The sequence below is a fragment of the Ruegeria sp. HKCCD6426 genome (assembly GCF_057221115.1).
Map to the genome: position 1 here is coordinate 154,878 of NZ_JBWVBF010000005.1, position 22,259 is coordinate 177,136.

Consider the following 22,259-nt stretch of genomic DNA (forward strand, 5'->3'; position numbering starts at 1 on the left):
GGACTTTTCAGCGAGGTGTTTCCGGTCCAAGCATCGAGCACTCAAAACGTGATACTTTGAATTCTCATAGAGTAAACACTGGGACCGGGAGTGGTTTTCAGAGATTGGAATAGTGACACAACAAAGCGGCGCGCGCTGAAACCGGCTCTGCCGGTTAGCTTTCGAGTAATCCGAGAACAGCATCCCTTTCGGACAGAACCAGTAACAAGGCAAGATCGCCCGGTTCCAACTTCCCCAAGATCATGGAAGCGGCCTTTGAAGGCGAACTGGCTCTCAGGACGTGTTCCACATCATAGCCCTGTTCAGCTGCTGTCTTTTCGATCAGGTCCGGAATCTCTCCTGTTTCCCGTCCCCGCAGATAGTCTTCCAACTCAGCGGCGACGACGACATCAGGTTGGAAGTTCAGCGCCGTCTCCGTTACTTCTCGAATATCCTGATCCGACCGGTCGCCTGCATGGCTGAGCATGATGAATCGGCGTTTCGCATCAAGGCCGGACAGGGCTTCACAGACAGCGGAAATGGAATGCGGGTTATGAGCAAAATCGACGAAGACTCTGGCGCCGTTATAAGCAAACTCGTTGCACCGACCGGGATTGTCTCTGGCGTCAGGTTTAAACGTAGACAGCCCAGTACGTATGGCATCGATAGGCACATCAAGAGCGCGGGCAAGACACAAGGCCGCAAGAACATTTGAGACATTGTAGCGCGCCGCGCCGCCCATGGTCAGGGGCACTTCATGAACCGACAGCACCGGCACCCCGGCCGATCCATCAAAGAATACGATCGTCTCATCGCGTAGATATGCGCAACATTGCCCATTGTCACGCGCCGAGCTGACCAGACTGCAATCCGGATCGAGAGAAAACCACCAGATGTTGCCTGTAACCAGTTTGGCCTGATCTCGGACAAAAGGATCATCTGCATTCAAGGCCAATACCCCGCCCGGTTTCAAGGCACGGTGCACGGCGAATTTTGCCTGGGCCAATTCCGGTACTGTGTTCACGCCATATTGGCCAAGATGGTCGTTGGCGACATTGGTCACCGCAGCGGCAGATGCCGCACGGGTTGGAAGACCGCGCCTCAGGATACCCCCGCGCGCAACCTCCAGACAGGCAACCTCAAGTCTTGGATCACGTAACAGCATGCGGGCACCGCCGGGACCGGAATAATCGCCGCGGTCGAGTATCTCATCACCCACGCGTACAGACTCGGTCGAGGTCAGTCCGGCCACCTTCCCTGAGGCGCGGGCAATTGCGTCCAGCAGCCGGGTCGTGGTCGTCTTGCCGTTGGTTCCTGTGATGAAGGCGACAGGTATGTTGTGCAGCCGATGCCAATCCACGTCTTCCGGAGCGGGCAAGGCGTCCCACGCCCAGGTTTGACTGCCGGCACCATGGCCGATCGAGACTTCATCGTCGTCACACAAAACGTCCACGCCACGCGTCGTCGCCTCGTCGATCAGGTCGATCAGCGCCGGATTGGCCTCATTGCCCATAACCGACTTGATATCAGCGACCATCGCTTCAAAATCACCCGATGCGGCCCCGGCGAAGTCTGAGGCGCAAAAATGCCAGGCGGCCTGAGCAGCAAAGATCGCTGAATAAAGTTGGTCCATCGGCGCCGAGATCGCGAGGTTTACGCCACCCTTGAACACACGGTAAGTGAACGCCTCCTTCTGCCAACCGAGCGCGTCGAGCACACGGCGGGCATGGCGTTGCCATAGTTCGCTGATGCGCTTCGCTTCGTCTGCTTCGCAAAAGACATCCATCACCGCGCCGGGCTTTTCCCACAACAGGCCGGGTCCGGTCAGGCGTCTGGCGTCATCCACTTGGATATTGTCCGGGGTCGCACTAACAATTGTCAGCGCGGTTTCAAGCTCTTCGATCCGGTCCATCTTGATGCTCCCGCTCAGTCCGCATCTTCACTGATTTCGCGGGCCAGACGTACACCGCGCTCGTCCCGGATCAGGCTCTGATCGCTGTCGAACATGTCCTCGAACGAAGTGTCACCCGGGATTACCGTCGGCTTTGTCTCTGCTTCCGTCAGCTCGCCATCCGAATTGAAATAGATGATCTGCTTCCAGCACCGCGTCGTATCATCGCCAAATACCACAAGAAGATCACCCGGAGCTGCCATGTTGAGTGCTGCATTCACCGCGTCAACTTCATCCGGAATGATCGAAATCGCCGTGTCCGGGGTGCCACCGCCGATGAGTGCTTGCCGCAGCATCTGCGGGATCTCGTCATGACCACGTCCTCGGCGCCGGTCGTCAGCTTTACAGATGAAGTGATCGAAATGTCCTGCCAGAGCGGCACCGGCATCCGCCACGTCTTCGTCTCGCCGGTCGCCAGGCATCGATACCACGCACAGCCTGCGACCTTTGACTTCCAACTGATCAGCCAGCGCGGCCATTGCCTGCATGGCGGCCGGGTTGTGGCCGTAATCCAGGATTACTTTGAAGGGATGCTCGTCATAGACATTCATCCGTCCCGGTGCCTGGAAGTAGCTTGTATCGAAAGTCCGCAGCCCGTGTCGAATATTGTCCAGATCCACCCCGAAACTATAGGCCATCGCGGCGGCGAACATGGCGTTTTGCACGTTGAAGATTGCTTTTCCTTCCAACGTAGCTGGAATCAGATGTGACCAAAGGACCGGGATATGAAGTCCTTTGTCGTAAATAGTCAGCATGTCTCCATTCATGCCTTTTTCTAGCACGATGGCCTTGCCGCCCGCCTTGATGTGCTCTTTGACCAGACTGTGGCCGGGGTTGGTCGTGACATAGAAAATCTGGTCCGCGCTCGCGTAATCAGCCATTTTCAGACAATTGATGTCATCGGCATTCAACACAGCTGTATCGGTGGCGCTTTCCACGACGACACGTTTGACCACCGCCAGTTCTTCAACCGTGTTGATGCCACCCAATCCCAGATGGTCCGCCGAAACATTCAGGCAAGCCGCCACGTTCGAGCGTTGGTAGCCCAGCCCGGAGCGCACTAACCCGCCGCGGGCGGTTTCCATCACGGCAAAATCAACCATAGGGTCACGCAGGACGATTTGCGCCGATTTCGGGCCGGTCATGTCACCCTTGACGCTCAGCTTGCCATCAACATAGACGCCATCAGTCGAGGTCATGCCGACTGTTTTGCTGCTGGTCTTCATGATGTGGCCAAGCATCCGCGAAGTGGTCGTCTTGCCGTTGGTGCCGGTGATCGCGGCGATTGGAATACGGGTCTGTTCATTGCCGGGGAACAGCATGTCGATCACTTTGCCTGCCACGTCACGCGGTTGCCCTTCCGAGGGTGCAACGTGCATACGGAAACCGGGCGCAGCGTTCACTTCGACAATTGCTCCTCCGATGTCCTTATAAGACTTGGTGATGTCGTCGATCAGGAAATCAACGCCACCCACGTCCAGACCGACCGCCATGATTGCGCGTTCGGCCATGTCGCGATTGTCTGGATGGACAACATCAGTCAGGTCGATGGCGGTGCCGCCGGTAGACAGGTTTGCCGTGGACCGCAGATAGAAAACCTCGCCGTCGGGCAGAACTGTTTCTTCTGTTACGCCCACGCTTTCCATCAGGCGTCTGGCTTGATTGTCGATTTCCAGCATGGTCAGCACTTTTTCGTGCCCGATACCTCTGCGTGGGTCCTGATTTACGATATCGACAAGCTCGGCGATCGTATGCTTGCCGTCGCCAACTACGTGGCCCGGAACGCGCTTGGCGACCGCAACCAGCTTGTTATCCACCACCAGCATCCGATGGTCGAACCCGGTTATGAAACTCTCAACCAGAATGGCACGGCTGCGGGAATGCTCCTTGGCTTCGGCAAAACCGGCCTCAACCTCTTCGTCTGTATTCAGATTGATCGAAACGCCACGCCCGTGATTGGCGTTTAGCGGTTTCACTACGACCGGATGCCCGATCCGTTCAGCCGCACGAATGGCCTCACGCGCAGAATAAACCATGCGCTGCTGCGGCACGGGCAGGCCGAGATCGTTCAGCAGATTGTGGGTGTCTTCCTTGTCACAAGAGATTTCAACCGAGATATGTTTGGTTTCCGACGTGATCGTCGCCTGAATGCGTTTCTGAAACTTGCCATGCCCGAATTGCACCAACGAGCCTTCATTCAGGCGAATCCAAGGAATGTCGCGTTCTTCAGCTGCTTTGACCAATGACCCTGTTGAAGGGCCGAATTCCTTGCGCTGCGCGCGCAGGACAAAACTGCGCAGTTCCTCCTCCCAGTCGAATTCACCGTCGAAATCGTAGTCAACCTGATCCTTCAGGTCTTGCGGCAGCAGATGCATCAGCAACCGAAGCGCCAGTTTGCCGGCAGCTAATCCCACATCGCGCTGGCGATATTCATAAACCATATTGTATTGGCCCGGCTCACCGGTGCCCCGGGTTCGGCCAAAGGTAACATCCGAGCCGGCCACATTCTGTACTTCGATGGCACAATGCTCCAGCACATGACCCAGCCACGTGCCTTCGTCCTCACGCAGACGGCGGATAAATCCGCCCGGCTCCCGATAGGAGCATCCATGCTCAGCCAATCCAGGAAGCGCAGCGATGAGCGCATCTATGAATTCCGGACCAATTCGGGCCGAGGGCCACTCTTCCAATATTCCCAGATCAATGACGTGTCGTATAACCGGAAAGCTTGCCCAGACATTCGGACCGACGAAGACATTGGTTGAGACTATTTTCATGTAGCTCCTCGCTTATTAATTTTTCAGTTCCCCCCCCTCGGCGGACTCGTCGACGGATAAATCCGGCAAAGTGCAGAACGCCACATGCTCATCCGGCGGAAACGCCTGTCGAGCCGTCAGGTCATAACGGCACCCTTCACCCAGAACGTCAAGCCGAAGACCCAAAAGGCTCAGCGCCTCGCCCCGCCGAGCGTCCCACATCGAGGAATGAGTCAACTGACTGGCGTCCACGACCGTGACCGTTCCACTGCCCACAACTTCGAACACGTTGTCGGGGCCGATAAAGGCGGCGGTATCTTCATCAATACCAAGACCAATCAGAAAAGGATTGAAAGATGATGCCGTTAACAGGCGTCCAAGCCGGTTTCGCTGGGTAAAATGTTGGTCGATTATGACCGCGTTTGTCAGCCCCATGCCAGGTGCCAGCGTAATATTGCCTTCGGCCGGAGCCGAGTTGCTGCTGCCGCCGGCCACCATATGCTCGGACATGATCGAGGCACCCGCAGACGTTCCGGCGACCGGTACACCGGCTGCGTTCTGGCGGCGGATTTTCTGCGCTACGAGCGTGCCGCCCAGAATCGCCGAAAGTCGTAACTGATTGCCGCCCGTCATGAAAATACCGGTCGCCCGGTCCAGCATCCCGGCAAAATCAGGATTGTCGCAATCGGCCCGTCGCGAGATGGGCAAGAACTCGACTTTGCCCGCGCCGAGCTCGGAAAAAATGCGGTTATAGTCTGGCCCGGTCTCTTCCAGCATCGAAGCCGTCGGGATCACAACAATATCGGCATCCGCCCCACCCGACAGCTCCACGAACTTGCGGTGAATCTGCATTTCCTTCACGCGGTCTTCACCGCCTCCGATCGGGATGATAAACCCGCGCGGGGTATCTGCATCAACGGGTGCAGGGCACATATCTAATAGACCTTCCGGTGCTGGAGCGTGCAGCCACCGGGACTGCTTGGACGCTAAAACCTGTTCATACATGCCGCGCTAGGCTATCTGGCCATTGCGGACGTGCCATTTCCCCCCGGAAGCATCACATGCCGCACGGCAGGGTTTTCGTCAAGAACCACCGGATCGGCACCACTTTCCGCATTCTGACACTCGGAATGGAATGTTTCCTGTAGTTCGACATTTGCATCGATCCCGCCAAAGTCATGTTGCATCTTCATGCGAATGCGCAATCGCAACGCGCTATGAGCTTCCCTGAGCGGAGGACCCGAACGCGTAGAGCCATCCAATGCCGGAAAAAGCATCGATAAAGTCAGCAGCGGTCTGCTATGAGACTTGCAATCGATAACGCCTCAAAATCCAAAAGAGGCGTAGTGGCTAACAGAGGGTCTTTGGCAAGCAATAGTCTCTCCTCGAATCGTTTAGGAGAGATAGGTAATTGCTCCAGCGACTTTAGGATCAATAGTTTTTTAGGTTTTTTAAACTGTGCTTGGAAGTCAGGCACCTATTTCATCGTGGTTAGTCAGACACTCGGAATGGTCCCGCAAGACCTCAAGAACACGACACTCGGCAGTGTTCCCGCCGCTACACTCGCGTACCATGCGCTTCAGTTCGGTGCGTAGCGCTTCGAGGCGCTCCAGTCTTTGCTCAACCTGCTTCAGCTGTCGACGCGCAATACTGTCGGCTTCGTCGCACGGACGATTTGGTTCGTCGGACAGATCCAGTAGTTCGCGGATCGCCTCAAGCGAAAAGCCCAGCTGACGTGCATGCCGGATAAATGCCAGACGGTCCAGATCGGTATTGCTATAACGCCGCTGGCCGCCTTCGGTTCTTCCCGGCTCGGGCATCAGTCCGATCTGCTCGTAATAGCGTATCGTCTGTACCTTGGTCCCTGTCTTTTTCCCAAGGGTGCCAATTGTGAGCAAATGCACCTCCATTCAAAGTTACAGTTTCTGTAGGATTTATGGCAAATACCCGCAAGGGAAACGGACTAACGAAAAACCCTTGGCCTCCCGACATATTTCCGGTCGCAACAGGATCCTGCATCGTTGGTGGCCAACCGAGTCTTGTCAATCTGGCGGCCCTCGAACTGCTGTTCCACTTCATCCACCGTGAACTAACGCGTTTTGGGTGGTTTGAGCACCAGACATTTGAGCATCCGTCAGGTCAGCCAGACCATTGCCAGTTTTTAAGAGCCGCAGGGCATTGGCAACGACAAGCAGGGAAACACCGACATCTGCAGCAATGGCGCCCCACATCGATGCCACACCAAACCCGGCCAGCACAACAAACAACGCCTTTGTCGCCAGTGAAAACCCGATGTTCTGCCGAATGACCGCCATGGTTCGACGAGAATGGTCAATGAGCCATGGAACTTTGCCAATGTCGTCTGTCATTAAAGCAATGTCCGCCGTTTCAATCGCCGCGTCAGAGCCAATTGCTCCCATGGCGATGGCATAGTGCGACCGCGCCATTGCCGGTGCATCGTTTACACCGTCACCGATCATGGCAACCATCTCATGGCGTGCGGCCAGCTCTTCAATCGCCATAACCTTATCTTCGGGCAAAAGCTCGGCGCGCACTTCATCGATACCGACCTCTGCCGCTACCGCCAGCGCTGTTCGCTCGTTATCGCCTGTAAGCATGATGATTGACGTCACGCCCCGTGCATGAAGCTGCGCCACAATGCCTCTGACCTCGGGTCGAATTCGGTCTCGTATCTCTAGGATGCCGACGATCCCAGCCTCATCGCCGACAACTACAAGCGTGCTACCGGCGCTTTCCAAACGGTGACGCAGATCTGATGGGATTTCGTGGCCATGTCCTTTTTCGATAGCAAAACGATCGGAGCCGAGCCAAATTGAACGGCCATCCAAACGGCCTTCGAGGCCTCGGCCGGGCACAGTACGGGTGTCATCTGCCGCGGACACGGAAATACCTTCTACCTCTGCTCTTGCCAGGATGGCGCGTGCCAGCGGATGCGAGGACCGTACCTCGAGGCTGGCCGCTCTGCTCAGCAGATCAGCCGCGGACGCGCCTCCCAAAGGATGGATATGCGCCACTTCGGGTTCGCCCATCGTAATTGTCCCGGTCTTGTCCATTGCCAGAGCCGTGGTGCGGCCGGGCGCTTCGATATAGGCCCCGCCTTTGATCAGCACCCCGGCCCGGGCCGATGCGGTCAACGCCGAAACGATAGAAACCGGCGTAGAGATCACCAACGCACACGGACAAGCGATGACCAAAAGAACAAGCGCGTTGTAAAACCAGAAGCCCCATGATGCTCCCAAGACAAGCGGCGGGATCAGGGCAATGGCAACTGCGAGGATCATCACGATAGGCGTATAGACGCGAGCAAATTTTGTAACCCATTGCTCGACCGGTGCACGGCGGGCTTGCGCATCGCCAACCATGCGGATGATCTTGGCCAAAACGGTGTCAGACGCAATTTTTGATGCGCGCACTTTGAGTGTGCCTTCGCCATTTATGGTGCCGGCATATACCTCGTCGCCTGTCTCCTTCGGGACTGGTGCACTTTCGCCGGTAATCGGAGCCTGATCGACAGCCCCGGTACCGTCGATAACTTCGCCATCAAGCGGAACTCGGTCGCCTCCGCGCACGATGAAGTGTTCGCCGATAGCAACCTCTGCCGCGGGAATTGTCACTTCGCGGCCATCGGTGCGAATAACACGTGCTGTGGGCGGTGCCAGATCCAGAAGCGCTGATACCGCTTTACGCGCACGACCAACGCTCCAGCTTTCCAGGTAGAGCGAAAGCGAAAAGAAAAAGGCAACCGTTGCCGCTTCGAAATATTCGCCAAGACCAATTGCGCCACAGACAGCCACCACCATCAACAGGTTCATGTCAGGCGAGAGCCGTCGCAGTGAAGACCAAGCCTTGGGCGCCACGAGCCAGACACCGAACAGGATTGCGGCCGCAAACAAGGCTGCCTCGGGCAATGGCATCTTTACATCTGCGTGCCCCGAGAACAGACCAAACACTCCGCCCATACCAGTCTCGAAGATGTGCCACGTGAATCCCGCTGCCCAGAACCCACCGCTGAGAGCGGTGAACCGCCGCTGGCGGGCAATATGCGCCGCCTGAATCTGGGCTGCATCATCGTCGTTCCAGAGCTTTGCACTCATCCCAGTGCTAGCAACCAACTGCATGACCTCGTCGTTCGAGATATTGCCCGCGCTCTCGAGCAAAGTCATCCGGCCATTGATGACATCAAAGGCGATATGTTCGGTTCCGCCAACTTTCGGACCCACAACCCGGTTCAGGATTGCCACTTCTTCAGCGCAGTCCAGACCCGAGATTTGAAAACTTCTCCCATTTATAGGCGCTGATCCGGACTGCACGACATCCTCGCCTGCCCCGCCGCCGCAGCACTGTTGGGGCTGGCAAGTATCTTGGACATCAGCACGAGTGTTATCGGGAAGGCAGCTATCGGATGGCATGAATGGACCTCACGTCTCTTTGTGGTCTTCGGTAGATAGGACCTGCAGCAACTAGAGGTTCAAGACCAATTTCGATTTTTTTGAACAGTCTCCATTCCAAAGAAAGACCATCGCGGCTTGCGACTGATCCCGGCGGATGCGACCTTTTTATAAACGAATCAAGATCAAAGACGGACTGTCCGCATGCAGAAACAATTTGCGACCATCATCGCGATGCTTTCAGTCACGGCTGGATGCTCCGCTCAATTGTCCGGAACTGGTGCTTCAACCACCAAGATTGGAAAAATCCCTGAATCGGTTGAGGCCTTGGCCGCACCCGGACAGGATTTGGCGTCCGCGCGTCTTTTGCCGCAGGACAATTGTTTTTGGTACGAACACCGCGGACCTGTGGAAACAACCCTGTTACCTTTGCGCGCAACTAACGGCGGTCCGATCTGCGTTGCGCGTGAAGCCTGACCTTCACGCTGGTCATGGATTGCTGACGCTGCCCTAGTGTTGTTGTCGTTTAAGTCCGCGCGCTAACTCTGTTCTCGGCGGAATACAGGTAAGCCGTCGAGCCGGTTTTAACATTCGGATAGAGATCGTTAATATGGGCCATAATCATGCGGACGCATCCAGAACTCGCGCGACCTCCAATGCTCTTGGGTTGCGGTGTGCCGTGAATCCTTAAGTAAGTATCGCGGTTGCCGACGAATAGGTAGAACGCTCGGGAACCAAGTGCATTGTTCGGGCCCGGCTCCATACCATTCCTGTACTGCGCGTATTCCGGATTGCGCTCAATCATCGAAGCCGTTGGCGTCCAATGGGGCCATTTCACCTTTCGGCGGATGTCATAAGTACCAGGTTCGTATAAATCTCCGCGCGCAATGGCAACGCCATAGCGCATCGCCGTACCACCCTGTTCGATATGGTAAAGGTAGCGTGCAACAGCGTCCACGTGGATGTCACCAGCTACAAGGCCGTCATTTGCAACAACCCTTCGCGGCAGGAAACGCTCATGCACCCCCCAAGGGTTGGACGTGGCCGGATTGTAACCCGGTGGGGTAATCGCGGCGTCCCAGGCCGCCTTTTGCGAAACGGTTGGCCAGGTAGTGGCCACAACCGGGCTGGATACCGAAGCCGAAAACAGTGCAATGCTCGTCTGGATGAAATGGCGTCTCGTCAGCATTTTCCGATCCTGATCTCCAATCATGGCGGGCTGGCTACTCGCTCCAGCAACCACTGGTGAAATTTAACTCCTCTGGCGCCCAGAGTATCAAGAGGCTTCCGGCAGCACTTAAAATTTTGGACCGACTATGGGTTAATTTGCACCCATTTTACCCCTTTAAATAAAGTCGGCAACTAAAGCTCTGGCCTCATTGACAGGAGCAATGTGTCCGTTGTAGCCGTTTCTCGTTTACGGTTCCCAGCGGCTAAAATCGAAGGGATTAAAAGGGAATACGGTGCGGCGCATCCAAACGTGTCAAATCCGTAACTGCCCCCGCAACTGTGAGCGGAGAGCGACGCCAAAAGACCACTGACCCCAAACCGGGCCGGGAAGGTTGGTTTAGCAGTAACCCGCGAGTCAGGAGACCTGCCGTTTAACATCGGGCGATGCCCAAACCTTAATTGCCGGAATCAATTGCCGGTGCGACCTGAACAGCCGCCGGGTGAGGCGGCAGGGAGAGAACTTATGCATATCGAACCGGGCATCGTAAACGGTGCCAAAATTGTGCTGTCTTACGCAACTGCCGCCGGGGCTGCCACATACGCCGCCAAGGAGACCTTCAGCACACTGCGGGCAAATGGTCTTGCGTCTTTTGCCATGCGCTCCGCACTCGCCACAATTGGTGTTTTTCTATTTTTCGAGATCCTGCCGCATTTTCCAGTTGGTGTTTCCGAAGTCCATTTCATCCTCGGCTCCACCCTGTTCCTGCTGTTGGGTGCAGCACCGGCGGCATTTGGCCTCGCAGCTGGGCTTCTGATTCAGGGCGTTTTCTTTGCTCCGTTCGATTTGCCGCAATACTTCATCAACCTGACGACATTGCTGGTACCGCTGTTCGCGCTACAGGCGCTGGCCAAGCGTATCATCGCGCCGGGTACCGCTTATGTTGATCTGAAGTACAGTCAGGCTTTGGCGCTGAGCAGCGCCTATCAGGGCGGAGTAGTTGCCTGGGTCGCTTTCTGGGCTTTCTATGGCCAGGGGTTCGGCGCTGAGACCATGGCCTCTGTGCTGACTTTCGGTGGTGCTTATATGCTTGTCATCATCATCGAGCCGCTGGTTGATCTAGCGGTGCTGGCAGCGGCCAAAGCTGCTCGCGGACTGAACGGCACAGGCCTTGTGACTCCGCGCCTTTACAACGCTGCTCAAGCTTGACCTCAGAAAACGGCGGCGCTGATACAAGCGCCGTCTAAGGTTGTGTATTCAACTCCCGTAGTGGTTGGGCACAACCTTTACCTCGATGCGCTAATACTGCGGCTTCGATAAATCTAGAACCCAAAGCTCACAGCCCTGGAATCTTATCTGTAAGCGTCGGATGAAAACCCCGGAAGTGCTTACACAACCAAGTTCTGGCCGTGACAAGCCGAGATGGCGGATTTAAACCGCTTTTTCCCAGCTACGGTGGTCGAACGAGCGGCTAGCATCGCGATCATCCGGGCGCCAAAATGAGACCTGATCTTCGCTGGGTCACTTCGTGTCGGCGATCGCGACGCCTATCCAGTCGTCCGGCGGAGGCGCATCCAGGAAGGCGGATGCGCGCCTTTTCATGACCGCAGAGGCAGGATCTCCACCACGCTCATTTTCAGCCGCCTCAAATGCAGAGATCGCCTGTTCAAATTTTCTGTTCCGATAGTAGGTTAGCCCCTGTTCATAGTGCTCAATCCAGGTGTGAGACTTGTCGAAACTATCGGCCATCGCGATCAACTCAAATATAACGAGGCCACCGGTTCGCCCAAAAACAGCCAGGGTGTCCAATTGCCTTGCGATAACCGCGTCGCCCGCCGCCCGCCGCGTTTCCGGGCCAATCAGGATCGATGTGTCATATGCTTTATTAGCGCCTTCCAAGCGGCTGGCAACGTTCACAACATCACCGATTGCCGTGTAGTTTAGCCGCTGCTCAGAGCCGATGTTTCCGACCAGCGCCTCGCCACTGTTCAGTCCAATGCGCACGCGTAAAGCGCTTCCCGTATCGTCCCTGATATCGGTTTCTGCAACCGCAGCGACGAGATCCAGCGCGGCGCGACAAGCGTTCTCGGCGTGATTGGAATCCTGTCGCGGAGCGCCCCAGAACGCCATGACAGCGTCGCCCATAAACTTGTCGATCGTACCGTCGTTACGAGCGATGGCAGACGAAGCGGCGTCAAAGAAAGGCTCCATCAGTTCTACAATCTGGGGTCCAAGCCTTTCGGACAGACCTGTAAAACCGGCAACGTCACAAAACAAAACCGATATCTGTTTCATCTCCCCGCCGGGCTGAGTGTTGATGCCTTCTGAAACCAAGGTCCGTACAAGGTCAGTGGGTACGTATTTGCGGAAAGCAGAAAGACCGGCAGCCATGTTTGCAGTCGCGGCAGAAAGGTTGGCAAGTTCCGACAATCTGGACGGGCGGCTTGAAATCTGCTCGATGTCAAAGCGTTCGACCTTGTTCAGATCTTCGACGATATCCGCCAATGGTGTCGATACAACCCGCCTGACAAGCCAGATAGCCAAACCGATGGCCCCAATAACGACTCCAACAAGAACGTAAATCAGGCGCACCAACGTTTTATCGATACCTGACAGGAACGCTGCTTCCGGAATGACCGTAGCAACGCGCCAACCATAAAAGCCTAGAGGCGTCAGTGCCACCGCATAGGGGACGCCCTCATTGACAATTCTTGTGGTTGAATTCATCGAGACGCGCGCGCCGGACTTACCCAACAATTGCTCGCCGGACTTTTTAGCAACCTCGTAAAGCTCACCTTCACCCATCCGAGCGGGCGTAACCTCATCAGCATCCGGATCAGGAGCAGCAATCACCTTCCCGTCTGCATCAAGGATAAACGCGGCGCCAAATTCGCCTGGCCGCAACGTGCCAAGGAATCGGGACAGCCGATCAGTTTCGATGACAACTGCCAAAACACCCTGCCGTCTACGGTTCACATCGACTGGCCCGGCAAAAGCGTAAACTGTCTTCTGGCTGCCTGGTAAGTCACGAGCTTCGATCCAATCTGGCGAGTCACGCCCAATCGAATTTCCAAACCACGCGTGATCACGCGGGTCGTAGGTTGTAGGCGTGAAGTTCCGTTCTTCAAACTGGATGTCGCCGGGAATGAAGATGTAGCGGTCCCGGCGCAGCATCCGATCTCGGATCTCGCTGTCGATTTCAATCATTTCCAGTCCACCATCGCCGAGGCGGTGTGCGGCAAAATAATTCCCGTCGGGCCAACCGAACATAATCCACGAAATATTGGGTTGGGCCTGCAACTGCGACAGAAAGACAAACTCTCTTTTGTCGGCTTGTCGCGTTGCTATGACATTCTGGACAAAGATGGTGCGTACAGCGGCCCAGGCGGCCTCAGCCGAACTGAGTGTCAGTCCGACTTCGATTCGAACAGTATTGGCGATCTGGCTATTGATTTCAGCCGCAAGCATCCGACTGTTTTCACGCGCAGTTGTCCACCACAGCGAATGCACAACGAAGGTCGACACGCCGATTGACAGGGCAACGAGGATTGTTACTGCGATCCCTACGCTGACACGCATGGTAGCCCCTTATCATTTAGTGCCGGTGGTAGCCGATTAGACAGCCAATCAGTCAATTCAAATCCCTTTGGCGCGCTTCCATAAACGTCTGGCGAAGGCAATTGGTATTGCCGGTTTGACGCTCTTACAGCAAGGTGCAACAAGCCCGCATATTCAGACGAAAACGCTGAGCAAGTGAAATGCCGACTTGCTTGAACGTTATGGAAAAGCGTTAACATTCACGGATCTGCCTTGATCATGATTCATATAGCGGACATTGGCACACTGCCGACAGCCAGCATAGCGCAGGCCGCAGGGTCAATCTTCCCAACCTAGAAAAAAATTGAATCCGCGTGAGGCCGCTAATTTCATTGGCCTTTGGCGTTGCCACCACGATACAGAAAACCTCATCGTCGGATTCTGGAGGATTGGTCAGCGCTCAGACAGCCCAGCCATTTGCAGACCAGCCATCAGATTCCGTTGAAACTCTGCGTCCAATTGCCAGACAGACAGGATATCAGGTGCTTTCGCTTTAAAGCCCGGGTGAAGCGTCAACAATTTTTCCAGAGCCAACTGAGCGCTTGGATGGTTTCCAAGTTTGCCATTCAGCGCGGCGCGCCAAAGGTGTGTCCCAAAAAAACCGACCTGTCAATCAGCTTGAACCGTGCCGATCTGGAGAAAGCCATGACCGGTGAGCGCAAGCTGACCGACATGTTGGCCGATGGTACCGTACAGGCGGAGGGGAACGCCGAGGTCTTGGCGCAGTTGGCCTCAACTCTGGATCAGTTTGATTTGGGCTTTGAGCTGATGCCGGGCACCAGCGGGCATGACCTGACGCCGCCAGCCAATGATTTCGCACAGCCACCACTGGCCAACTCAAACGGGGGCTAAGTCGGATCGCCTGACAGAAAATGGCGCGGGGCAAACCTGCCCTGAGCCACTCCTAACCCAATTGCAATCCAGGTGGTTCCAATTCGGAACAGAACTGCAGCGATGACCGTAAACGTTGTTTCCCTTCGACGAATGCGCGTTGACCTGAGACTATTCCCGCACGCCGTGTAATCGACCCTTATGACAGACTGTCTCATTCTACATGGTAGGCCGGAAAAGGCTGCGCAGGATACTGACTGGAAACCACCTTTATAAAAAACGCTAGTCTACTTGTCTGGAGCGTTTAGAGATTTCAGACGTCGGTCAGAACCTCGAACCCCGCAAAAATAATTGTCTTTCCGTTGATAGGAACATCCTTCATGTCGCCCATCTCTGGGTCCTGCATGGCTTCTGCAAATCTCGCTTCCTGTGTCGCCTGATCGGGCCATTCCTGCCATCCCATCACGACCGTCTCATCTGGGCCGGCCTGCACGGCCAGCGGGAACGAAGTAACCTCGCCGGGGGGAACTGCACCACCCCACGTTTCGACGACTCGCTGTGCACCGTGCTTTCGGAAAATCTTCGCCATTCGCGCGGCGTGCGCCTGGTGCTCCGCTTTCTTTTCCGTTGGTACCGCCCCGGCATATGCCATGATCCACGCCAATTCTTCACCCTCCTGATGATTTCAATCCCGAGAGTTTAGCATAAATTTGCCCCGACGCCTTTAGGCATGCCGCTTCGCGCTCAGGCACCCAAGCCCCCGCACATGTTCACTGTGTCTAGCGGACCTGGGCCACGTTACTGACTACTCAGCAGATCTGGCAATGTGGCACCAGAAATCCACCCCAGCCTCAATTGCTTCATCGTTGAAATCATAAGATGGATTATGCAGAGGTGCAGCATTGTGCCCTTGGGTTCCATTTCCCATAAGGACAAATGCACCCGGCCGGTGTTTCAGGAACTCGGCGAAATCTTCAGAAAACCCGACACGCCCATAGTTTGCGTCAACCGACCCGACCAACTGCGCTGCTTTTGCTATCGCATCGGTCTCCTTGGCCTCATTCACCAGCGGCTGGAAAGACGTTGAATAGCTGACATGACCTGTTGCGCCCTGCGCCTGGCAGACGCCTTCGACAATAGCGCGCATGCGGGCTTCGATCACTCCCGATACGTCCGTTAAAAAACCCCGGCAATCGCCCTTGATCGTCACTTTGCTCGGCAGGATGTTTCGGGCGCCGTCTGTGACAAACTCGGTTATCGACACCACCGCATGCTCGCTTGGTGGCAAGTTGCGAGACACAATTGTCTGCAATTGCAACACAACAGCGCTACCAACGACAATCGGATCAACACCTTTCTCGGGCATCGAGGCGTGTCCTCCGCGTCCTTGAATGACAATCTCAAAATTATCTTCAAAAGCGCAAAATGGTCCGGACTGCGTCGCGAAAGATCCAACCTCCATGCCCGGCATGTTGTGAAGGCCATAGATCGCACTCATCGGGAACCGGTCAAAAAGGCCGTCATTGATCATCGCAGCCGCACCCAGACCGTTTTCCTCGTTTGGCTGGAATATGAAGTGAACGGTTCGATTCAGGGCGGTTTCCTTTGCCAAAGCCAAAGCGGCACCCATCAGCATTGTGCTGTGTCCGTCGTGCCCACAGCCGTGAAACTTGCCCGAAACAGTCGAGCGATGCCCAAACTCATTCGCCTCTTCAATGGGCAACGCGTCCATGTCAGCGCGAAGGCCTATGCCATTCTCGGAAGACCCGCGGCGCAACGTGGCAACCAAGCCGGATTTACCGATACCCCGAACCACCTCCAGACCGGCAGCTTCAAGATGATCAGCGATTAGGTTAGAAGTCCGGTCCAGATCAAAACCAATCTCCGGGTGCATATGCAGATCACGGCGGAACGCCTTCAGATCAACCATCTTCCAGTCCCTGTTCAGACAAAATAACCAACGGTGTAGAAGCGTCGGCCGACAGGCAAGCTGCCAATCCCGCAGCACCGGATGGAGTCGTAGAGTAACCCATCTCTTTGGCTGCGCCCACCGCTTCTGTCGCCATGGTATCGGTTACAATCAGCCATTCGTCAGCGGCTTCACGCAAAATTTCAAAGGCAAGCATCGACGGTGTTTTGCAATCAAGTCGACCCATATTTGATTGCGGACCGGCAACCGTCACCGTGTGCCCGGCCTTGGCGCTATCGCGAAGACACGGCGCTGCCTCTGGCTCTACCACAAGAATGCGGGGCTGCACGGACCACGAATTGCGGATCATGTAGGCAACCGCAGCTGCGAGCCCTCCAACACCTGCCTGCAAATACACGTGACTTGGCCATTCTCCTGTCGCCTCGAACGTTTGGCGCATCTCTTCGGCCATGATGGTATATCCCTCCATAACCAGACGCGGAGGTTCGCTGTAACCAGGCCAGGAACCATCGGCCAAATGAACCGCACCGCTGTCTTCCGCGTCCAATATTGCAGCCGCAACACTGGCCTCGTAATCATGACCGGATCGGATGATTTCGGCGCCCTGTTCGCTTAACATCGCGGCAAACGCTTTCGGGACGGTTTCTGACAAATGGATGCGAGCATTGGCTCCGAACAGTTTCGCACCCGCCGCGACGGCCATTCCATGATTGCCCGCACTGGCACAAACAAATGTCATCTCATTCGCCGTCCGACGATAGGCGTCACTGTCATAAGATTTTTGATCGGACCCGACTCCGGCCTTATTGGCGATCATCTGCGCTACTGCGTAAATACCACCAAGCGCTTTGAACGCACCCAAGCCCATGCGCGCGGTCTCATCTTTGATCAGCAAAGATCTGCCGCGAAATTCGACACTATCCAGCGGAGTCGGTTTATATAGTGAGCTTGTACGCCACAGCGAGCGCGGTTTTTCCGGGTTTAGTACGATTCTCTGTTCCATAGCAGCGAGACTACCGAAATGATCTGATCGCAATCGATCGCCAGAGTGCCATATTGCGAGAAACTTTCTCACTAACCGGCTGTAAATCGGAGTTTCCTGAAATGGACAAGTATGACGCACAACTTTTGAACCTTATGCAAACAGACACGAGGCGTGGGCTAGAGGGGTTGGCGGCCGAGACAGGACTGTCGGTGGCGTCTGTTCAAAGGCGGCTGAAGGCTCTGCGCGAAACTGGCACAATCTCACGTGAAGTGGCCGTCATCGATGCGAAGAAAATCGGCGTACCCATGGCGTTCATTGTGATGGTCGAGCTTGAACGAGAGCGTCAGGAGCAGATTGATGCGTTCAGCCGACGCATCCAGTCTGAACCGATGGTACAGCAATGCTACTACGTGACGGGAGAAGCGGATTTTTGTCTGATCTGCACCGCCATCGACATGGAAGACTTTGAAGCGCTCACAAAGCGTCTGTTCTTTGACAATTCAAATGTCAGGCGGTTCCGGACTTCGGTTGTCATGGGGCGCAAAAAGGTCAGTCTGCAGCTGCCAATTCCTGCGAATGAGGCCAACCCCTCAAGCCCGGCCCAGTAAACATAGGGAAAACTACAGATCATGTGATGTCTTTCCATTGGGCTAGCTCACCGAAATTCTCGCTACGATGACAAGTTGGCAATGCCGCCCCGAGGCGCACCAATGCCGGACGGCCTCGAGTAATAGATTACTCAATTCCAGCGAGATTTTCGGTGAACGTGGGATTGTGGAGGATTTCGCCGTTTGTTCTTTCGTGGATGGCACTTTGGGTTGGCACTCTATCTCAGGCACAGACGGATCTGCTTGCGCAGCTACCGGACGACCCGGGATACGATCTGGTGATAGAAAACGGTCGCGTGCTTGATCCGGCAACCGGTCGGGATCAAATTCTCAATACCGGAATTGCGGATGGCGAAATGGTCACGCTTTCAGAAGACAATCTAAACGGAAAACGCGATATTGATGCCACAGGGCATCTGGTGGTGCCGGTTTCATCGCCTGCACAAATACTCCTTTTCCATGCGGAGAATTCTACAAGCCAAGGACGGCGTTACCACAGCACTGGACCTTGAAGCAGGTACCTGGCCAGTGGCGGAGGGTGGCGAGTTCATCTGCAGCAGGACCTCGACAACTGTGGCCTCGGAATTGGCTGGCAGCCAAGGACGAGGCCAATGCCAACAGCGCTGATATTGGCACCGAAATAACTCCCTAAACGGCAGGGCCCACGACTATTAAGGCGGACGTCTTTGATCGGGATTGGCAGACGATTTTTGACATCGGCTATGAGAACGTTCAATGGGCTGAAACCGGCGAATGGTTTACCGAGGAAAGCTGTTACGCACACTCGGCAGAGGAACTTTCTGTATGGCCGCGTTGCACCAGAAATGGGCGCAACGCGGGCATCATCCCGCGGTCAGTCGCAAGCAGCGGTAACGATCATCTCGACCTTAAGGGCATCGCGTGCCAATTTGGCTTCGCCACACGCACGGGCCGGAGCGTGACCCTCTGGAGCCCAGGCGTCCCAAACCGCATTCATCTCGGCAAAGTCCGCCATGTCCGCCAGCCAGATCACACATTGCAGCACCCGGGTTTTGTCGCTGCCCGCCTTGGCCAGCAGATCTTCCACTTTGGCAAGGATGTCGCGCGTTTGGTCAGCCACTGTGGCCGCGTCCGATGTTTGACCACATAGATAGGCCGTTCCGTTGTGCTTAACGATCCGGCTCATGCGCTGGCCGGTTTCGATACGCGTGATAGTCATGTCTGGTGTCTCCTGTTACAGGACCTTACGGTCAAATCGGTCGATGCGAAAAGGCGATAGATTGAAACGGCTTTGTCCGCCAGTCACCAAATCAGCCATCACTTGTCCGACCACTGGGCCCATCTGAAATCCGTGTGCTGAAAAGCCAAAGGCATGAAACGCACGAGCGGCATTCACGGCCGGGCCGATGACCGGCAGATTGTCCGGCATGTAAGCTTCCAACCCTGACCACATCCGGTTGATGCTCGCCTTGCGCATGATCGGAAAAAACTCGGCCGTGATGCGGCAGGCGGCAGCAAGTTTGGCATAATCTAACCGAGTGCGGTTGTTGGCGCGATCTGCAAACCCCTTTGCCCCGCCACCGATCAATACAGTACCGTTTTCAAACTGCTTGAAGCTGAGTTGGCGGCTGACTGCTCCAACAACGGGCTTGGCAAAATGGGGCATCCGAGCTGTTATCATTAACATTGGGGCCGCATGGCTGAGCGGCACATTGTCCCCGATCATCAAGGCAATCCGATCTGCCCAGGCGCCCGCGCAATTGACCACGGATTCGGCCTCGTATCTTTCCTGCCGGCCTTGGACCAGCCAGGTATTTCCGACCCGTCTTAGCCCCAGCACCTCTTCGTCTTCGACCACTATTGCGCCTAAATCCTCGGCTGCCCGGCGATAGGCTGCTGTGGCCTTGTACGGGATCGCATAGCCATCCAAGTCGGATATCACCCCACCGACACATTTCGGGTTAACATGCGGAAGGCGGTCCATCAGTTCAGATCGATCAATGATACGCTCATGCGTGTAGCCCGCAGCGCGCATCTTGTTTTCACGCTCCAATAGCGTGGCCTGGTCCGCCTCATCCACGGAAATATTGATCAGAGTCTGGCGACAAAATCCGGTCTCATGACCCAATTCCTCGTCAAGTGTCTGCCACATCTCCATCGATGACTTGGACAATGGGACTTCGGCCAAGTCACGCCCCAGCAGTCGAACACCACCCGCATTCACACCCGAGGCATGACGTCCGGCATAGTCTTTCTCGATCACAATCGCAGACACGCCCTGCCGCGCCAGATGGTAGGCGGTGGCGCAGCCTTGAATGCCGCCGCCGATAATCAGAACGTCAGCCTTCATTCCGCAGCCTCCGCCTGTACGGTGTGGTACCGGCTCAGTTCGTCCAGGCTCAACAATCGTTGAGGGCTGCGGAGCCGATAGTATCCAACCCTATCCGGGCTTTCACCGCGCCATTGCGCCAGCAGTCCCGCCACAACGTGACCGCATTGACGACCTTGACACGGCCCCATGCCGCAGCGGGTCAGAGATTTCAACGCGTTTGGGTCGCGCGCGCCCTGTTCGAACCCCCTTCGCAGATCGTCCAAAGTCTGCTCTTCACAGCGGCAAACCACTGTTTCCGGATCGCGCGGCAGGCGCAACGCCTCGGTGGGTCGATAGAGGCTGTCTATGAAACGGCGAAACGGTTTCTGCGAGGATACGGCAGCCATATCAGCCACCGCCTTTTGATCACGCTCAGACCGCGAAAGACTACCCAAGCGAAACAGAATATTCCGGGCCGCCAATCGACCTGCAGCCTGGGCACCATCAGCCCCGACAATTCCAGCACCGTCGCCAGCCACTGAAACGTGCGCGACCGAGCTTTGGCCAAAGTCATCCACGGAAACCTGCCAGCACATCTGTTCAGAATTCCAGTTATGCTCCAAGCCCATCGCCCGCGTCATGTTCAGGTTGGGTTGAACCCCGTGATGCAAAAAGACAGTTTCGGCAGAAATTTCGTGCATCTTACCGCCCGAGACAAACCGAAGGCCCTCGGCCCTTTCACCGCCCATCACTTCGAGATGTTCGGCGCACTTGTGTACTTTAACGCCCGAAGAACGAATTTCCCGCAGCAAAGACAGACCTTTGCGCAGCTGACCCGTATGCCTTAATGCCCGGAACAGATAAGGCGCAGCGTCAAGAAAATGCTGCCGAGGTGTGGTATCGACCAAGGCCGCCACTGGCGCCCCAAGTCGCAAATACTGTGCCACGATCAGGTAAAGCAAAGGCCCAGACCCTGCAAAAATCGCGCCGTCGGCGACAACCGCGTCAGATTTCAACATCACTTGCGCGGCCCCGGCCGTCATGACGCCGGGCAATGTCCAACCCGGAATCGGCATGGGTCGTTCCATAGCACCGGGACAAAGCAGCATCTCACGACAGTGCAATTCCCGAGTGTCGCCCTTGTGGGAAAACAGGATGCGACCGTCGTCACCCAGGTGCCACACGTCCGCGCCAGAAAAGTGCGTGACACCGGATTGCTCAAATCTGGAAATCAGCGCAGCCCCCGCGCTGTAGTCGGGGCCGAGAACGCCAGCGTCTGGAAGGGGGCTGTCTGCAGCTGAACGATATATCTGTCCGCCAGCCTTTGCTGCCCGATCCAGTACAGCCACCTGCACCCCTTCGCGCGCCAACTCGATGGCAGCAGACATACCTGCCGGCCCTGCCCCTACAACCGCGCAATCAAAGGTGTGCATCGCCCGCCTCGGTGTGTTCGGTGATGCTTTGGGTGGTTACGGTCATGCCTTCCGCCACCTGCCTCAGGCAGGCCTGCTGGTTTGCAAGACCGTCAATTTCGACCATGCATTCAAAGCAGACGCCCATCGCACAATATGCGCTTCGCGCTTCGCCCGACAACGCTGCCTGGCGGGTTTCAACCTGACCGGCCAACGCCATCGCGGACCATACGGACTGACCTGCGTAGGCTGTCGCCCGCTTGCCATTGATGGTCAGCAACACCTGATCAGGGTTGTTTTCTTGCAGGGATCTGAACATGGGCTGATCTCCGTCAAAAAGGAG

20 protein-coding genes and 1 riboswitch are annotated in these 22,259 nt (G+C 55.9%); of the genes, 5 read left to right on the forward strand and 15 right to left on the reverse strand.

The annotated features are described in order from the left end of the window. Positions 1-154: 154 nt before the first annotated feature. The 6 genes from AC2TDA_RS15680 to AC2TDA_RS15705 all read right to left on the reverse strand — a co-directional run bounded on the left by AC2TDA_RS15680 (position 155) and on the right by AC2TDA_RS15705 (position 9,116). Positions 155-1,891, reverse strand: coding sequence for a Mur ligase family protein (locus tag AC2TDA_RS15680; protein WP_480879612.1), 1,737 nt, complete (start codon positions 1,889-1,891; stop codon positions 155-157). Positions 1,892-1,905: 14 nt separating this feature from the next. Further along, entirely contained in the window at positions 1,906-4,707 is a 2,802-nt protein-coding gene (cphA, locus tag AC2TDA_RS15685; protein ID WP_480879613.1) for a cyanophycin synthetase, read from the reverse strand. A 15-nt stretch (positions 4,708-4,722) separates the two neighbouring features. Next, a complete protein-coding gene (locus tag AC2TDA_RS15690; protein WP_480879614.1) occupies positions 4,723-5,619 on the reverse strand; it encodes a cyanophycinase in 897 nt (298 codons plus the stop codon). An 83-nt stretch (positions 5,620-5,702) separates the two neighbouring features. Next, positions 5,703-5,879 carry a hypothetical protein gene (locus AC2TDA_RS15695; protein ID WP_480879615.1) on the reverse strand — a complete coding sequence of 59 codons (177 nt, stop codon included), beginning with the start codon at positions 5,877-5,879 and terminating at the stop codon, positions 5,703-5,705. Positions 5,880-6,155: 276 nt separating this feature from the next. Continuing rightward, entirely contained in the window at positions 6,156-6,584 is a 429-nt protein-coding gene (locus AC2TDA_RS15700) for a MerR family transcriptional regulator (protein ID WP_480879616.1), read from the reverse strand. 177 nt (positions 6,585-6,761) lie between these two features. Then, positions 6,762-9,116, reverse strand: a complete 2,355-nt coding sequence (locus AC2TDA_RS15705; RefSeq protein ID WP_480879617.1) for a heavy metal translocating P-type ATPase — start codon at positions 9,114-9,116, stop codon at positions 6,762-6,764. Positions 9,117-9,299: 183 nt separating this feature from the next. Here AC2TDA_RS15705 and AC2TDA_RS15710 point away from each other — a divergent pair, with 183 nt between their 5' ends. After that, entirely contained in the window at positions 9,300-9,572 is a 273-nt protein-coding gene (locus AC2TDA_RS15710) for a hypothetical protein (protein WP_480879619.1), read from the forward strand. 49 nt (positions 9,573-9,621) lie between these two features. Here AC2TDA_RS15710 and AC2TDA_RS15715 read toward each other — a convergent pair whose 3' ends face one another. Then, positions 9,622-10,284 (reverse strand): L,D-transpeptidase, encoded by a 663-nt coding sequence (locus AC2TDA_RS15715; protein ID WP_480879621.1) that lies wholly within the window; start codon positions 10,282-10,284, stop codon positions 9,622-9,624. Positions 10,285-10,498: 214 nt separating this feature from the next. Next, a riboswitch (cobalamin riboswitch) is annotated at positions 10,499-10,711 on the forward strand. A 77-nt stretch (positions 10,712-10,788) separates the two neighbouring features. On the opposite strand from AC2TDA_RS15715, the gene AC2TDA_RS15720 reads away from it, so the two are divergent. Further along, positions 10,789-11,472 carry an energy-coupling factor ABC transporter permease gene (locus tag AC2TDA_RS15720; RefSeq protein ID WP_480847292.1) on the forward strand — a complete coding sequence of 228 codons (684 nt, stop codon included), beginning with the start codon at positions 10,789-10,791 and terminating at the stop codon, positions 11,470-11,472. 312 nt (positions 11,473-11,784) lie between these two features. Here AC2TDA_RS15720 and AC2TDA_RS15725 read toward each other — a convergent pair whose 3' ends face one another. Beyond that, positions 11,785-13,842: an adenylate/guanylate cyclase domain-containing protein gene (locus tag AC2TDA_RS15725; RefSeq protein ID WP_480879623.1), complete on the reverse strand. Its 2,058-nt coding sequence runs from the start codon at positions 13,840-13,842 to the stop codon at positions 11,785-11,787. A 564-nt stretch (positions 13,843-14,406) separates the two neighbouring features. Here AC2TDA_RS15725 and AC2TDA_RS15730 point away from each other — a divergent pair. After that, the gene (locus tag AC2TDA_RS15730) at positions 14,407-14,712 is read left to right on the forward strand and encodes an alkyl sulfatase C-terminal domain-containing protein (protein WP_480879624.1); all 306 of its coding nucleotides are present in this window, start codon (positions 14,407-14,409) and stop codon (positions 14,710-14,712) included. Positions 14,713-15,004: 292 nt separating this feature from the next. Here AC2TDA_RS15730 and AC2TDA_RS15735 read toward each other — a convergent pair whose 3' ends face one another. From AC2TDA_RS15735 to AC2TDA_RS15745, 3 genes are all read right to left on the reverse strand, one after another. Next, positions 15,005-15,343, reverse strand: coding sequence for a DUF1428 domain-containing protein (locus AC2TDA_RS15735; protein WP_480896868.1), 339 nt, complete (start codon positions 15,341-15,343; stop codon positions 15,005-15,007). Between the two features lie 153 nt (positions 15,344-15,496). After that, a complete protein-coding gene (locus tag AC2TDA_RS15740) occupies positions 15,497-16,621 on the reverse strand; it encodes an amidohydrolase (protein ID WP_480879625.1) in 1,125 nt (374 codons plus the stop codon). Then, complete coding sequence (locus AC2TDA_RS15745) at positions 16,614-17,624, reverse strand: pyridoxal-phosphate dependent enzyme (RefSeq protein WP_480847285.1); 1,011 nt, start codon at positions 17,622-17,624, stop codon at positions 16,614-16,616. Before AC2TDA_RS15745 ends, AC2TDA_RS15740 begins: the two co-directional genes overlap by 8 nt. Before the next feature lie 101 nt (positions 17,625-17,725). On the opposite strand from AC2TDA_RS15745, the gene AC2TDA_RS15750 reads away from it, so the two are divergent. Together AC2TDA_RS15750 and AC2TDA_RS15755 are read left to right on the forward strand one after the other, a co-directional pair. Further along, entirely contained in the window at positions 17,726-18,214 is a 489-nt protein-coding gene (locus AC2TDA_RS15750) for an Lrp/AsnC family transcriptional regulator (protein ID WP_480847283.1), read from the forward strand. Between the two features lie 278 nt (positions 18,215-18,492). Beyond that, positions 18,493-18,726: a hypothetical protein gene (locus tag AC2TDA_RS15755; protein WP_480896866.1), complete on the forward strand. Its 234-nt coding sequence runs from the start codon at positions 18,493-18,495 to the stop codon at positions 18,724-18,726. Between the two features lie 341 nt (positions 18,727-19,067). Here the strand turns inward: AC2TDA_RS15755 and AC2TDA_RS15760 are convergent, their stop codons facing one another. Genes AC2TDA_RS15760 through AC2TDA_RS15775 form a run of 4 tightly spaced genes read right to left on the reverse strand, consistent with a single transcriptional unit; the run spans position 19,068 to position 22,235 of the window. Further along, positions 19,068-19,412, reverse strand: coding sequence for a RidA family protein (locus AC2TDA_RS15760; protein ID WP_480847280.1), 345 nt, complete (start codon positions 19,410-19,412; stop codon positions 19,068-19,070). Positions 19,413-19,427: 15 nt separating this feature from the next. Then, positions 19,428-20,543, reverse strand: coding sequence for an NAD(P)/FAD-dependent oxidoreductase (locus tag AC2TDA_RS15765; RefSeq protein WP_480847278.1), 1,116 nt, complete (start codon positions 20,541-20,543; stop codon positions 19,428-19,430). Next, positions 20,540-21,937 carry an FAD-dependent oxidoreductase gene (locus tag AC2TDA_RS15770; protein ID WP_480879628.1) on the reverse strand — a complete coding sequence of 466 codons (1,398 nt, stop codon included), beginning with the start codon at positions 21,935-21,937 and terminating at the stop codon, positions 20,540-20,542. Before AC2TDA_RS15770 ends, AC2TDA_RS15765 begins: the two co-directional genes overlap by 4 nt. Then, entirely contained in the window at positions 21,924-22,235 is a 312-nt protein-coding gene (locus AC2TDA_RS15775) for a (2Fe-2S)-binding protein (protein WP_480879629.1), read from the reverse strand. The genes AC2TDA_RS15770 and AC2TDA_RS15775 overlap by 14 nt, the downstream gene beginning before the upstream one ends. Positions 22,236-22,259: the final 24 nt, after the last annotated feature.